Origin of the sequence: Bradyrhizobium diazoefficiens, from assembly GCF_016616885.1 — a bacterium.
In the GTDB taxonomy this organism is placed as follows: Bacteria; Pseudomonadota; Alphaproteobacteria; order Rhizobiales; family Xanthobacteraceae; genus Bradyrhizobium; species Bradyrhizobium diazoefficiens_F.
The window spans coordinates 2,952,436-2,965,602 of sequence record NZ_CP067102.1 but is presented as its reverse complement, the minus strand read 5'-3'; the positions used below and the strand labels follow the sequence as shown (position 1 = coordinate 2,965,602).

Sequence of the window (13,167 nt, the reverse complement as noted above, 5' to 3'; positions counted from 1 at the left end):
CCGTACCTCGGCCACGCACGCTAGATTTCGCCACCGGCGACCGCAATCGCCTGCCCCGTGATCGCACTGGCATTCTCACTGCACAACCACAGCACGGCATTCGCCACTTCCTGCGGCGTGATCAGGCGTCCCTGCGGATTGTGCTTCGCGAGTTCGGCAATGGCCTGTTGGCGGGTTCGCCCGGTCTTCTTCATGATGTTGTCGATGCTGCCGGCAACCAGATCGGTGTCGGTGAAGCCGGGGCAGACCGCATTCACGGTCACGTTGCTGCCGGCCATCTCCAGCGCAAGCGAACGCACAAGACCGATCACGGCGTGCTTCGCCGCCGCATACGCGCTCACATAGGCATAACCCTTGAGCCCGGCCGTCGATGCAATCGCAACGATGCGCCCATAGGGGCGATCCTTCATCCCCGGCAATACTGCGCTGACGGCGTGAACAACGCCCATGAAATTGACGTCCATCATCCGCGCAAAAAGGGCACTGTCCGATTTCGCGAACGGCGCGGATTCGGCGCTGCCGGCGTTTGCGATCAGGATATCGATCGGCTTTCGCACATGCGCTGCGGCGATCGCTGCCTTGAGCGCCGCTTCGTCCGAGACGTCGGCGACGGCTGCACAATGCGCGGCGCCTGCGCTCACCGCCTCTTCGAGAGTAGCGGCATTCCGGCCAAGCACCGTCACGGTGGCACCGGCGCCGACAAGAGACGCTGCGATCGCGCGGCCGATGCCGCGACCGCCACCGGTCACCAGCGCGTGCGGCGAATGCGGCAATGCGGACATGCGCGGGCTCCCTCAAGATCTGCTGATCGTTCCTCCGATATATTTTAACCTTCAAACTTTTGCAACGAAAGCGCGGATCGACGCCGCAAACACTCTCTTGCAAGAGACCGGCTCGAAAATTGCTTTAAGTATAAAATTATCTCTTTCCATCCCCCACAGGCCTGTTAGCATCACGTAGCCAAGCAAAAGGATGTCGCGTGTCGCAGCCTGCGCCAATGATAACAAGGGACGGACGCTTCGCCTATGAAGCCGCGGGCGATCCGGACGCGATACCCCTGATTTTCCTGCATGGCATTGGCGGCGCGGCGCGGGCCTGGCGGCAGCAGCTTGCCACATTCGGCAATCGTTTCCGCGCGATCGCGTGGGACATGCCGGGCTATGGCGGCTCGGCGCCGCTCGCCAGTGTCAGCATCGCTGCCCTGGCCGATGCACTCCAGCAATTCATCGAGCAGACCGGGGCGACAAGCCCCATTCTGGTCGGCCATTCGATCGGCGGCATGATCGTCCAGAAATGGCTGGTGCAATCGCCGAAACTCGCGCGCGCCGTTGTCCTCGCACAGACCAGCCCGGCCTTCGGCAAGGCCGACGGCGACTGGCAGAAATCGTTCATCGCGGCGCGGCTGGGCCCGCTCGACCGCGGCGAGACCATGAAGTCGCTGGCACCGTCCCTGGTGAAGGAGCTCGTCGGCGACGACCCCGATCCCAAGGGAATGGAGCTTGCACGCGATTGCATGGGGAGTGTGCCCGAAGCGAGCTATCGCGCCATGATGCTGGCCTTGATCGGGTTCGATCAGCGCAGCACGCTCAAGGACATTTCCGTGCCGACGCTGCTGCTGTCTGGTTCCAAAGACAACAACGCGCCTGCGCCAATGATGGCGAAAACAGCGACCTACATTCCCGCAGCTGAGTATATCGAACTCCCCGGCGTCGGCCATCTCGCCAATCTTGAACGACCTGATGCGTTCGACAAGGCTCTCGGCGGCTTCGTCGATTCCGTTGCTGCAAAACACAGGTGACTGCGCCATGACCATGCAAGTCAGCAAGACCGTTGGCGCCACCGACAGGGTCGTGCTGGATGCGCCGATCTTCGATCCCGTGGCGTTCCGCGTGAGCGACGAGCAGGCTGGCATCATCGCGCGGGCGCGCGAGATCGGCCAAAGCGTGTTCGCGGGTCGCGCCGCCGCCTACGATCGCGAGGCGATCTTCCCGACCGAGAATTATCGCGACCTGCACCGCGTCGGCCTGCTGGGCATCGCCGTACCGAAGAAACACGGCGGGCTTGGCGCAAACTACCAGACCTACGCCTTGGCAGCCGCTGAGATCGGCCGCTATTGCGGCGCGACCGCGCTGACCTGGAACATGCATGTCTGTTCGACGCTATGGTCCGGGCCTCTGGCTGATGATCTCGACATGGACCCGGAGACCCGCGCGGAACACGAAAAACGGCGCGCCGTCCATTACAAGCGCATCGTCGCGGACGGCGCGATCTACTCGCAGCCGTTCTCCGAGGGCGGCGCGGCAGCCGCCGGCGGCGTCGCTTTCGGCACGGAAGCAAAGCCCGTCGAAGGCGGCTGGATCGTCAACGGCAAGAAGATCTTTGCATCGCTCTCCGGTCACGCCGACTATTACGGCGTGCTCTGCACCGAGATCGAGGAAGGCGAGAAGGCCTCACGCCGCAATACGCTGTACCTCGCCATCCCCGCGGAGTCGCAAGGCGTGTCCGTCGTCGGTGACTGGGATCCGCTCGGCATGCGCGGCACGGTCTCGCGGACGCTGCTGTTCAAGGACGTGTTCGTCCCGGAGGATTCCGCGCTGATGCCGCGCGGCGTCTATTTCCAGGCGGCGATGCGCTGGCCGCACATGTTCCTGACGCTGTCGCCGACCTATATGGGCCTCGCGCAAGCCTCTTACGATTTCACGGTGCGCTATCTGCGTGGCGAGGTTCCAGGCACGCCGCCGGTCAAGCGGCGGATGTATCCGACCAAGCAGATCGCGGTCGCGCAGATGCAGATCAAGCTCGAGCAAATCAAGGCGATCTGGTTCCAGGCCGTGACCGAGGCGCGCGCCAATCCGAGCAAGGAGCAGGTGCTACGCGCCTATGCCGCGCAATATTCGGTGATGGAAGGCGCCAATGAGCTCGCCGCGCTCGCGATCCGCACCTGCGGGGGGCAGGCCATGCTCCGCTCGCTGCCGCTGGAGCGCATCTATCGCGACAGCCGCTGCGGCTCGCTGATGCTGCCCTGGACAGCCGAGCTCTGCCTCGACCGGATCGGTCGCGAGGCGTTGTACGAGGCCGGCGAAACGGACGACTGACGGTGGATCTCTGCAGTCTGATCGATCGCAACGCGGCGTTTTCGCCGGACAGGACCGCCATCGCCTTCGAGGGGGAGCGGCTGAGCTACGCAGCGTTCGCCGATCGCATCGAACGGGCCGCAACGGCCTTGAAGCAGGAATTGAGTGTCGGCCGCGGTGACCGCGTCGCGATCCTGAGCCTGAATCGGCCGGACTATCTGGTCCTGCTCTATGCATGCGCGCGGCTCGGCGCAATGCTGGTGCCGTTGAACTGGCGGTTGGCTGTCGCCGAGCAGCTCTTCATCCTGACCGATGCCGGCGCCAAAGTGCTGGTGCTCGAGCAGGCATTTGAGGGAATCCTTCCCCAACTTGCGCCGGGGACCACGGTCATCGGCCTCGATTTCACGCCACCGTACGGAACGACTTTCGAAAGCCTCCTGACGCGCAAGGCGAGCAGCGGACGCAACCCGCACACCGATCTCTCCTGCCCGCTGCTCATCGTCTACACCTCGGGAACAACCGGGCGGCCGAAGGGCGCTGTGCTGCGCCAGGAGGCGCTGTTCTGGAACGGCGTCATGAGCCAGCACATGCACAACATGACGTCCGACGATCATGTGCTGACGGTGCTGCCGTTCTTCCACGTCGGCGGGCTCAACATCCAGACCACCGCGGCGCTCCAGCTCGGTGCCACCGTGACGATTCATGCCCGCTTCACGCCGGACACGGCACTTGCGGCCATCGAACGGGAGCGGCCGACGTTGACGGTCATGGTGCCGGCGATCATCCAGGCCATCAGCGATCAGCCCGCCTGGGCGACAACCGATCTCTCGTCTTTGAGAGCCGTCGCGACCGGCTCGACCATCGTGCCGCCCCACCTGATTGATCGCTTCGTCGCGCGCGGTGTGCCGGTGCTGCAAGTCTACGGTTCGACGGAAACCTGCCCTATCGCCGTTTACACCCGCCTCGGCGGCGATCTCTCGCGCGTGGGGTCGACCGGACTTGCCGGCCTGTGCTGCGAAGCGAAGGTGATCGATCAGGCTGGCAACGAAGTGCCGGCGGGCACGCCCGGCGAGATCGCGGTGCGCGGCCCCAACGTCTTCTTCGAATATTGGGGCAATGCGGACGCCACGCGAGATGCGCTGCACGACGGCTGGTATCGCACCGGCGATATCGGCCTGTGCGACCCGGACGGCTACTTCTGGGTCCGCGACCGCAAGAAGAACATGATCATTTCCGGCGGCGAGAACGTCTATCCGGCTGAGGTCGAACGGGTGCTGCTCGAACATCCTGATGTCAGCGAATGCGCCGTGATCGGCCGGCCGGACCCGCGCTGGGACGAAGTCCCCGTCGCTTATGTCATCCGACGATCCGGCTGCCGGCTCGAAGCGGACGAGCTGAGGGCACACGTTCAGGCCCAGCTCGCCCGCTACAAGGTCCCACGCGACATCGTTTTCGTCGCCGACCTGCCGCGTACAGCGCTGGGCAAGGTCCAGCATTTCCTGCTGAAGCAACTCGATGCGCAGTCACGCGCGCAAGGAGAAGCAACTTGAAGATCGCGGTTCTGGGTGGCGGGAACGGTTCTTTCGCGGCCGCGGGTGACTTTGCGCTGTCGGGGCATGAGGTCCGACTCTGGCGCCGTGACGCAGAACAGGTCGCCACACATCGTGCTGCCGGCTCGCACATCCTGGTGAAGGATCACAATGGCGAGCACGACGTGAAGCTGGCGCTGGTAACCACCGACATCGCCGAAGCCGTCAGCGAGGTCGAGTTGATCCTGTGTCCCGCCCCCGCCTTCGCGCAGGCGGATATCGCCCCGCTCCTCGCGCCGCATCTGCGGGATGGCCAGGTCGTGTTTCTGCCGCCCGCAACATTCGGCTCGATGATCTTTGCGCAGGCCGCGCGGGACGCCGGCAATCGCGCAAAGGCGAGCTTCGCTGAAACCGGCACGCTGCCGTGGCTCACCCGCAAGCACGGCCCGTTCGAGGTCGCGATCACCATCCGCGCCAAACGACTGCCGGTCGGCGTGTTCCCGCTCGATCAGGCGCCACATGCGCTCGAGGTGATTGGACGCGCCTTCCCCGATGTGATCGAGCCTTGCGGTGACGCGCTATCCGGCGCGCTGATGAATGCGGGCTGCATCATTCATCCTCCGCTGATCGTGATGAATGCGGGTCCGATCGAGCATTTCGAGCGGTGGGACATCCACAAGGAGGGCACGCAGGCCGCAATCCGACGGATGACCGATGCCCTCGACGCCGAGCGGATCGCCGTGCGCGAGGCGCTTGGCTACGGCGCACCACATTTTCCGCTCGCTCATCACTATGCGAAGGAGGGCGAGATCTGGATGTATGGCCGTGGCTCACATGATCGCCTGACCGATTCCGGCGACTGGCGCGAGCAGATCGTGCTGACCGAGCACCGCTACATGCGCGAGGATCTGCGGCTCGGCTTGTCGCTGCTGGTATCTGTCGCCCAGCTAGCCGGGGTGGCTGCTCCGCTCGCCAAGGCTTTCCTGGCCATCGGCGGCGCAATCTGCGGCGAGGATTTTACGCAAGGCGGCCGGACGTTGGAGACGCTGGGGCTTGGCAAGCTCCACAAGGCCGAATTGCAGATGCTGCTTCGTGAGGGATTTTGACCGATGATCCGTCGCGCCAACATTGCCTGTCTTGGGGCCGGTCGCATGGGCCGCGGCATCGCTGTCGCGTTCGCCTATGCGGGGCACACGGTCACGATGATCGACATCAAGGCCCGTTCAGCGGAGGACTTCGCCAGGCTGGAGGCGGATGCACTCGGCGAGATCAGGAAGACCTTTGCCAGCCTGTCCAAGCTGGGGCTGCTGAACGAGACCGACGTTGATCCGCTGATCGCGCGGGTATCGGTGGTGCCGGCGAGCCAAAGCGGCGCCGCGTTGTCTGGAGCCGGATTGGTGTTCGAGGGCGTTCCGGAGGTCGTCGAGCTCAAGCGGGAGGTGCTGGGGACGGCTTCAAAGCAGGTCGGCCCTGACACGATCATTGCATCGACGACGTCAACCATCCTCGTTGACGATCTCTCGGGCGCGATCGCGAATCCCCGCCGTTTCCTCAACGTGCACTGGCTCAACCCGGCCTATCTGATCCCGCTGGTCGAGGTTTCGCCCGGCAAGGCCACCGATCCCGCCATCATCGATGAGGTCAAGGCCCTGCTCGAAGGCATCGGCAAGGTGCCCGTCGTCTGCGCGGCAACGCCCGGCTTTATCGTTCCGCGCATCCAGGCGCTGGCGATGAATGAAGCGGCGCGCATGGTCGAGGAAGGCGTCGCCAGTGCGGACGAGATCGACAAGGCGATCCGCTACGGCTTCGGCTTCCGCTATGCCGTGCTCGGACTGCTCGAATTCATCGACTGGGGCGGCGGCGACATTCTGTATTACGCCAGCCGGTATCTGGAGGGCGCACTCGGCAGCGACCGCTATCGCGCACCAGATGTCATTTCACGCAACATGCACGAAGGCCGGATCGGCCTGCGCACGGGGGCCGGCTTCCTCGATTATTCAGACATGGACGTTGACGCCTATCGCGCAAAGCGCCTCCAGGCCATGGTCGACCTGCTCCGACACTTCGACCTCGCTCGCCCGCCCGTGCTCGACCGCAGCTAGCCGAAGACGTCCTGAAGCACGCCTTCCCGCACCACCGCGACGTCATCGAGCTCGATCGTCGTTCCCATCATTGGCAGGTCGAAATGGCCTGCGGTATAACGGCCGGCAAACTCATTGGCACCGGTCGAGAACAGAAAATTGCCAGAGACGGCGCGGATCTCGGTGCCGTTGGTGTCGCGCTGGTCATACATTGACAGCGCCTCGTAGCGCGCAGCGGGGTTCATGCCGAAGCCGACATGCGACACGGCATAAGCCTCCCGATCGCCCCAGGCCGCGAGATAGGCGCGCATCATGGCAGCATCCGTGCCCTCGCCTTCCAGCTCGACCACGTAATCGTCTTTCAACGTCATCTTCACCGGCGATGTCAGGTAACGCTTGAATGTGAGATTGATGTCGCCAGGGGCCATCACCAGCGTGCCATTGATCGTCCCGCTCTTTGGAAAGCTGACGACGATGCCGCCCGGCCAATGCGCCAGCGTGCCGGGTTTGTCGGTCCAACCCCACACGCCGACCGTCGAAGCGCCGACCATGTCCACATCGAGCGCCGTGCCGGCCTTCGAAGTGACCCGCATCCGCTTGGTCCCACGCAGCATCTTTGCCGCGGCGCGAACGCGATTCTCCAGCGCCGGGTCCGGCACCATCCGCTCCAGCGCCTCAGGATGCTCGTTGGAGATCACCAGAATCCGCGCGCCGGCCTTCAGTATCTCGGGCGTCTCCGCCGCGTGCATCAGGCCTTCGATGGTGCAATCGACCACGAAGCCAGCTTGCTGAAGCGCAGTGATGACAGGCCCAAGCTTTTGGATCGCTTCGCTGGCGCCGGTTGAGCGGACCGGAACGATGTTGCGGTTACGCGGCGTCGGCATGACGACGTGAAACGGTTTTGCTCCCATTCGCAGCAGAGCGAGTTCCGCCAGATGCACATTAAGGGCGCGCGACTGGGTTTCCGAGAGGATCGCCGCGGTGTCGCCGGCCTTGACCGCGCATCGCTCAAAGATCTCGCAAAACGCGTCGATCCACTTTGCCTCGATACGATCAGCCAGCATGGTTTACTCCCGGTCTTCTGTTTTCTTGTTCGTCAGTTCACGCTTCGGGGAAGCCCCGCAAGAGGTACGACCTCAGCGCGCCCAACAAGGCATTCAGGATCAACCCTAGCAGCGAGATCGTGATCAAGGGTACGAACATATCGACCGCCTGGAAGGTGCGGGCCGCCGTGACCAGCACATGCCCCAAGCCGTCCGTCGATGTGATCATCTCAGCCAAAAACACCACGATACAGGAAATGACAAGACCGATCCGGCACCCGGTCAGGATCGACGGCATCGCCGCCGGCAAGACGACCTTGAACAGGAGTTCATAGCGCGGCGTTCCCGCTGCCATAGCCGACCAGATCAGCTTCTGCTCAACCATAGAAGCCCCATAGTAGGTGGACAACAGAATGGGAAAGAGCGCATCCGCGGTCACCAGCGTGATTTTCGACCCGTGGCCGAAACCAAGCAGCAGCAATAGCGCCGGATAGAGCGCGACTTTCGGCAATGGTGCCAGCACCCGCACGATTGGCCGAACAATGGCGTTGATCGCCGGGCTGGCAGCGGCCGCAATGCCGATGCTGACGCCAAGCACGACTGCGATCGCGAAGCCGGCGAACAACCGGATCAGGGTCGCCGCGATCTCCTGCTGAAACGTCCATGTCACGAGCTGCTGGAGCAGCCGGCTGAAGACGATGCCCGGCGGCGGCAGCAAAACCGCGGGCGCGAAGCCGAATGACACCAGGCCCTGCCATAGCGCGATCACCAGCACGATTGGCGCGAGCCCAAAGACGACGTTTACTGAGAGAGGACGGGGCATCATGAGAAACTCAGCGGCATGTCGAACTGAGGCTCGGACCAGCGCACGAGCCTTGCGCGGACGCGCTCGAAGATCGCATCGAGACAGATGCCCATCGCCCCGACGATGATGATCATCGCGTAGACCGTGTCGTATTGACCCATGTCGAGCGCGTTGAAGAGGATGTTTCCTGCGCCCGATTGGCGTGCGATCATCTCGCTGGTGATCATCGTGATCAACGCCAGTACCAGGCCGGTGCGGCACCCGGTCAGGATCTCGGGAAGCGCGGCCGGCAACACGATCCGGACCAGGCGCTGCAAGGACGAAAGCCCCATCGCCGCGCCCGACCACAGCATCTTCTCCTCGACGGCCTTGGCGCCTTCGAAACTGTGATAGATCACCGGAAGGCTGACGCCGAGGAAGATCACCAGCGTCTTGGTGATGTCACCGACGCCGAGCCACAGCATGATGATCGGCATCAGCGCGGCCTTCGGCACCGGATAGATCACCATCAGCAGCGGATTGAAGAAGGCTGCGACTGCCCGGCTTCGGCCCATCAACAGTCCCAGCGGAATCGAAACCAGCACCGCGATGCCGAACCCGATCGCCATGCGGCGGAGCGAGGCCAGGATATTGATCAGGGACTCCTTGTCACTGAGGATATCCGGGATTGCGCGAATCGACTCGAGCGCCGTCGGAAAACTATCGTTCTTCAGTGCGAGCGACGCGACCTGCCACACCGCCAGCAATCCGATGCAGGCAAGCACCGGCGCACCACGTTTCAGCAAGGCCGCCGGCCAGATCATGACGGTGGTCCGCTCTCGTCGACCTCATCGAACATACGCTCGATGTCGACGACGTATTTCTGGTAGCGCGAATCGAGCAACAGCTCGTTGCGGCGCCGCGGCCGCGGCAGATTGATATCGATGATCTCCCGGATACGCCCGGGGGACTTCGACATCATCACGACCTTGTCCGACAGGAACACGGCTTCATCGACCGAGTGGGTGACGAACAGCACCGTCTTGCGGTCACGCTCCCAGATACTCAGGAGATCGTTCTGGAGGCGCGTCCGGGTGTGCGCATCGAGCGCGCCGAACGGCTCGTCCATCAACAGGACTTCGGGATGGTAGGCGAGCGTCCGGGCCAACGCGACGCGCTGCTTCATGCCACCCGAGAGCTCCTTGGGATAGAAGTTCTCGTAACCCTTGAGCCCGACCATTTCGATCAACGCGTGGCTCTGCGCTTCTGCCTCTGCGGCTCGCACGCCCTGCTGGCGCGGGCCATACATCACATTGCCCAGCACGGTCTTCCATGGAAACAGCGCGAACTCCTGGAACACCGGCCCGCGATCCGGCCCCGGGCCCGTGATCGCCTGTCCCTTCATCGTCGCCGCGCCGCTGGTCGGGCTGACGAAACCACCCACGATGTAAAGCAGCGTCGACTTGCCACAGCCGGACGGCCCCAGGATGGAGACGAACGCCCCCTCCTCGATCGTCAAGGAAATATCCGATAGCGCCAAATGATCCTTGCGCGCCGAGGTCTGGAAGACCTGCGAGACGCGGTCGATCTCGATGATTGCAGAAGCCGGCTTTCGCGATGTCACCGGTCTCACCCATTCGCTCGATCTCGAAGGCACTACCTTCATCCCGTCTCTCGATTCACTCACGCGCGAACGTCACGCAACCGATCTGCGGAAAGTCCTCCATCAGCGGCACGAGCTTAGCAAGAAACCTGCCAAACAGGTCGCCATTTTCGCGCGCGCGACTTCTCAGTCAAACCACGGCCACTCCGCCGGTCCCTTATGCGTGACCGCTCCACCCGGTGCCTGGCCGACCAGACGCGCATATTTTGCCAGCGCACCTGCGCGATGACGCGGCGGGCGTTGCTTCCAATCGCCTCGGCGTGCAGCGAGTTCCTGCTCGTCGACCAGCAGGTCCATCCGGCGGCCTGCGGCGTCAATCCGGATATTGTCGCCATCGCGAACAAGCGCCAGCGGGCCACCGACGAACGCTTCGGGCGACACATAGCCAATACACATGCCGCGCGTGGCACCGGAGAACCGTCCATCGGTGATCAGAGCCACCTTCTCGCCCATGCCCTGGCCGTAGATCAGCGCAGTGACGCCGAGCATCTCGCGCATGCCGGGACCACCGACCGGCCCCTCATTGCGGATCACCAAAACCTCGCCAGCCTCGTAGCTGCGGTCACGAACAGCCGCGACGCAAGCCTCCTCATCCTCGAAGACGCGCGCCACGCCCTCGAAGAACTGGCTCTTCAGGCCCGCGACTTTGATGACGGCGCCATCGGGACAGAGATTGCCCTTCAGAACCGCCACACCACCATCGGGCATGATCGGCGCGCGCGCCGTGTAAACAACTTCGCCATCGGGCGCGTTGGCCGCGCCATATTCTTCCGCGAGCGTACGGCCCGTGATGGTCACGCAGCTACCATCGATATGCCCGCCTTGAATCAACTCGCGGATCACAACGGCCGCACCGCCGATGTCGTAAACATCCTTCGCCGTGTATTTGCCCCCCGGTCGCAGGTTTCCGATCAGCGGGGTCCTGGCAAAGACCTCGCCGACATCATCGATCGTGAACGCAATGCCGGCTTCGTTCGCGATCGCAGGCAGATGCAGCGCGGCATTGGTCGATCCGCCCGTGGCGGCAACGATCGCGGCACCATTTTCCAGAGATTTCCGCGTCACGATGTCGCGCGGCAGCGGCCCGCCGCGTTCGAGCATCTCCATGATCATCCGCCCAGCGCGGCGTGATATCTGCGCGCGCTCGGCATAGACGCCGGGCACCATCGACACGTTGGGAATGGTCAGGCCCATCGCCTCCGACACCATCCCCATGGTGTTCGCAGTGAACTGACCGGCGCAGGCGCCGATGGTCGGCAGGCAGGCGCGCTCGATCCGTTCGAGCGTCGCAGCGTCGATCTCTCCAGTCATGAAGCTGCCAACAGCCTCGTAGGAGTCGAGGACGGTTAGCGTGCGTCCATCCACGCGGCCTGGCAGCGAACTACCGCCATAGATGAAGATCGACGGCACGTTGCAACGAACCATGCCCATCATCACGCCCGGAAGCGTCTTGTCGCATCCGCCGTATCCGATCAGCGCGTCGTAAGCGAGGCCATGGACGACGGCCTCGATGGAATCGGCGATCAGTTCTCGCGAGAACAGCGAAAACTTCATCCCCTCGTGATTCATGCTGATGCCGTCAGACACCGATATGGTTGAGAATTCACGCGACGTCCCGCCGGCTTCCTCGATTCCGGTCTTGGCCGCGGCCACCTGGAAATCGTGAGTCATATTGCAGGGCGTCTGCTCGCCCTTCATGCTGACAACGCCCACCATCGGCTTGGCAATGGCCGCGTCGTCCAGCCCCATGGCGCGCATGAAGGCGCGGTGCGGAGCCCGGTCGAGGCCGTCAGTCGTTATCCGTGATCGCAACTTCTTCATGCTTGCATCATCTTCACGCAATGTCCCGCACGCGGCGGGACATTGCGACCTCATGGGTCCAGCGAATAGCCCGATCGCCTATTGCAGTGGCGCGACGATCGTCGGGTGCTTGAACTGCGCAACATCCAGCTTCGGCAGCATTCCCGTGTCCGCGTAGATGTCGAGCATCTTCTGGATCGCCGGGAAATTCGGCGCCGCACCGGGATCGCGACCGAAATCATTGTCCTTAAGCAGATAAGTCTCGAGCACCGGGATGGGCGCTTTCAAGACCTCATTGACAACCTTCAACGTCTCTTCGCGATTCGCCAGCGCCTTCTTCATGCCCGACGTGATGTCGCGGACATAGGCTTTGACCAACTCCGGGTTCTTGTCGACGAAATCGGCACGGCAGGCTTCCAGGATGTGCACAATGTTCGGCATGGCCTGCGACAGCGAGAACAGTTTTCTTGTGCCGCCCTTGGCCTCGGCTCGCGCCGCAAAGGGCTGGTTCATGTTGACCGCATCGACCCGGCCCTGACGCAGCGCATCCTCGGAGACGGCAAAACCAACCTCAACCAGCTTGATGTCCTTGGCCGGATCGATGCCGTTCTGCTTCAGAAGCAGGTTGAACGGGCCTTGCGTGCCGCCGCCGATGACGGAAATGCCGACCGTCTTGCCCTTGAGATCTGCCATCGTCTTGATCGGCGAGTCATCCATGACCGCCCAATAAACCGAGAAGCCACCGGGCTTCTCGAAGACGTGCTGCGCCACGATGTAGGCCTTGAGATTGCCGCCGACCACGCCGTTGGCAAGCGAGAGCGGCGCCTGCGTCGCGCAATCCAGTGCGCCGGCCGCCAAGGCCTGCGTCATCGGCGCGGTGCCCTGAAACTGGGTCCACTCGATGTTATAGGTCTTGCCGATATCGGGAAATTCGGCCGGCCTGCGCATCATCCAGTATTTGGATTCCTCGGCCGGGATGGTCCAGCCCACGCGGATCGTCTGCTGCGCCCGTGAAGGGCTTGCGCCCGCGATTATGGCCGCCACAGCCCCTGCTGCCAGCATCCACCTCGAAACTGCCCGCATCGTGCCCACTCCGTTGCTCCGGCGCCGACCGACGCCACCCAACCCGACCGGCCCAAATGTTTCATGGTTCAAACAATCAAGCAAGCTATGCATGCCGGCCCGTTTCGCTG

At 63.3% G+C, this 13,167-nt stretch carries 12 protein-coding genes; 5 read left to right on the top strand and 7 right to left on the bottom strand.

The genetic code is table 11. From position 1 onward, the window contains the following. Positions 1 to 20: 20 nt before the first annotated feature. Positions 21 to 782, bottom strand: a complete 762-nt coding sequence (locus JJC00_RS13550; RefSeq protein WP_200473029.1) for an SDR family NAD(P)-dependent oxidoreductase — start codon at positions 780 to 782, stop codon at positions 21 to 23. Between the two features lie 197 nt (positions 783 to 979). On the opposite strand from JJC00_RS13550, the gene JJC00_RS13545 reads away from it, so the two are divergent. The 5 genes from JJC00_RS13545 to JJC00_RS13525 are packed head-to-tail and all read left to right on the top strand — an operon-like array spanning position 980 to position 6,705. Beyond that, entirely contained in the window at positions 980 to 1,798 is an 819-nt protein-coding gene (locus JJC00_RS13545; RefSeq protein WP_200473028.1) for an alpha/beta fold hydrolase, read from the top strand. A 7-nt stretch (positions 1,799 to 1,805) separates the two neighbouring features. Further along, positions 1,806 to 3,095: an acyl-CoA dehydrogenase family protein gene (locus JJC00_RS13540; protein WP_200473027.1), complete on the top strand. Its 1,290-nt coding sequence runs from the start codon at positions 1,806 to 1,808 to the stop codon at positions 3,093 to 3,095. A gap of 2 nt (positions 3,096 to 3,097) precedes the next feature. Further along, positions 3,098 to 4,624, top strand: a complete 1,527-nt coding sequence (locus JJC00_RS13535) for a class I adenylate-forming enzyme family protein (protein ID WP_200473026.1) — start codon at positions 3,098 to 3,100, stop codon at positions 4,622 to 4,624. Beyond that, a complete protein-coding gene (locus JJC00_RS13530; protein ID WP_200473025.1) occupies positions 4,621 to 5,709 on the top strand; it encodes an NAD/NADP-dependent octopine/nopaline dehydrogenase family protein in 1,089 nt (362 codons plus the stop codon). The genes JJC00_RS13535 and JJC00_RS13530 overlap by 4 nt, the downstream gene beginning before the upstream one ends. 3 nt (positions 5,710 to 5,712) lie before the next feature. After that, positions 5,713 to 6,705, top strand: a complete 993-nt coding sequence (locus JJC00_RS13525) for a 3-hydroxybutyryl-CoA dehydrogenase (RefSeq protein ID WP_200473024.1) — start codon at positions 5,713 to 5,715, stop codon at positions 6,703 to 6,705. Here the strand turns inward: JJC00_RS13525 and JJC00_RS13520 are convergent. The 6 genes from JJC00_RS13520 to JJC00_RS13495 form a co-directional block, all read right to left on the bottom strand. Beyond that, complete coding sequence (locus tag JJC00_RS13520; RefSeq protein ID WP_200473023.1) at positions 6,702 to 7,748, bottom strand: peptidase M29; 1,047 nt, start codon at positions 7,746 to 7,748, stop codon at positions 6,702 to 6,704. The genes JJC00_RS13525 and JJC00_RS13520 overlap by 4 nt on opposite strands. A gap of 37 nt (positions 7,749 to 7,785) precedes the next feature. Continuing rightward, positions 7,786 to 8,553: an ABC transporter permease gene (locus JJC00_RS13515; RefSeq protein WP_200473022.1), complete on the bottom strand. Its 768-nt coding sequence runs from the start codon at positions 8,551 to 8,553 to the stop codon at positions 7,786 to 7,788. Then, positions 8,550 to 9,335 carry an ABC transporter permease gene (locus JJC00_RS13510; RefSeq protein WP_200473021.1) on the bottom strand — a complete coding sequence of 262 codons (786 nt, stop codon included), beginning with the start codon at positions 9,333 to 9,335 and terminating at the stop codon, positions 8,550 to 8,552. Before JJC00_RS13510 ends, JJC00_RS13515 begins: the two co-directional genes overlap by 4 nt. Beyond that, positions 9,332 to 10,177: an ABC transporter ATP-binding protein gene (locus JJC00_RS13505; RefSeq protein ID WP_200473020.1), complete on the bottom strand. Its 846-nt coding sequence runs from the start codon at positions 10,175 to 10,177 to the stop codon at positions 9,332 to 9,334. Before JJC00_RS13505 ends, JJC00_RS13510 begins: the two co-directional genes overlap by 4 nt. Before the next feature lie 123 nt (positions 10,178 to 10,300). Continuing rightward, positions 10,301 to 11,995: a dihydroxy-acid dehydratase gene (ilvD, locus tag JJC00_RS13500; protein ID WP_200473019.1), complete on the bottom strand. Its 1,695-nt coding sequence runs from the start codon at positions 11,993 to 11,995 to the stop codon at positions 10,301 to 10,303. Between the two features lie 78 nt (positions 11,996 to 12,073). Beyond that, the gene (locus tag JJC00_RS13495) at positions 12,074 to 13,057 is read right to left on the bottom strand and encodes an ABC transporter substrate-binding protein (protein WP_200473018.1); all 984 of its coding nucleotides are present in this window, start codon (positions 13,055 to 13,057) and stop codon (positions 12,074 to 12,076) included. Positions 13,058 to 13,167 lie beyond the last annotated feature (110 nt).

What these genes read in the sequence shown, in the direction of transcription:
- JJC00_RS13550 (WP_200473029.1), bottom strand. Translation starts at nt 782, where the DNA reads ATGTCCGCATTGCCGCATTCGCCGCACGCGCTGGTGACCGGTGGCGGT.
- JJC00_RS13540 (WP_200473027.1), top strand. Translation starts at nt 1,806, where the DNA reads ATGACCATGCAAGTCAGCAAGACCGTTGGCGCCACCGACAGGGTCGTG.
- JJC00_RS13525 (WP_200473024.1), top strand. Translation starts at nt 5,713, where the DNA reads ATGATCCGTCGCGCCAACATTGCCTGTCTTGGGGCCGGTCGCATGGGC.
- JJC00_RS13520 (WP_200473023.1), bottom strand. Translation starts at nt 7,748, where the DNA reads ATGCTGGCTGATCGTATCGAGGCAAAGTGGATCGACGCGTTTTGCGAG.
- JJC00_RS13515 (WP_200473022.1), bottom strand. Translation starts at nt 8,553, where the DNA reads ATGATGCCCCGTCCTCTCTCAGTAAACGTCGTCTTTGGGCTCGCGCCA.
- JJC00_RS13510 (WP_200473021.1), bottom strand. Translation starts at nt 9,335, where the DNA reads ATGATCTGGCCGGCGGCCTTGCTGAAACGTGGTGCGCCGGTGCTTGCC.
- JJC00_RS13505 (WP_200473020.1), bottom strand. Translation starts at nt 10,177, where the DNA reads ATGAAGGTAGTGCCTTCGAGATCGAGCGAATGGGTGAGACCGGTGACA.
- ilvD (WP_200473019.1), bottom strand. Translation starts at nt 11,995, where the DNA reads ATGAAGAAGTTGCGATCACGGATAACGACTGACGGCCTCGACCGGGCT.
- JJC00_RS13495 (WP_200473018.1), bottom strand. Translation starts at nt 13,057, where the DNA reads ATGCGGGCAGTTTCGAGGTGGATGCTGGCAGCAGGGGCTGTGGCGGCC.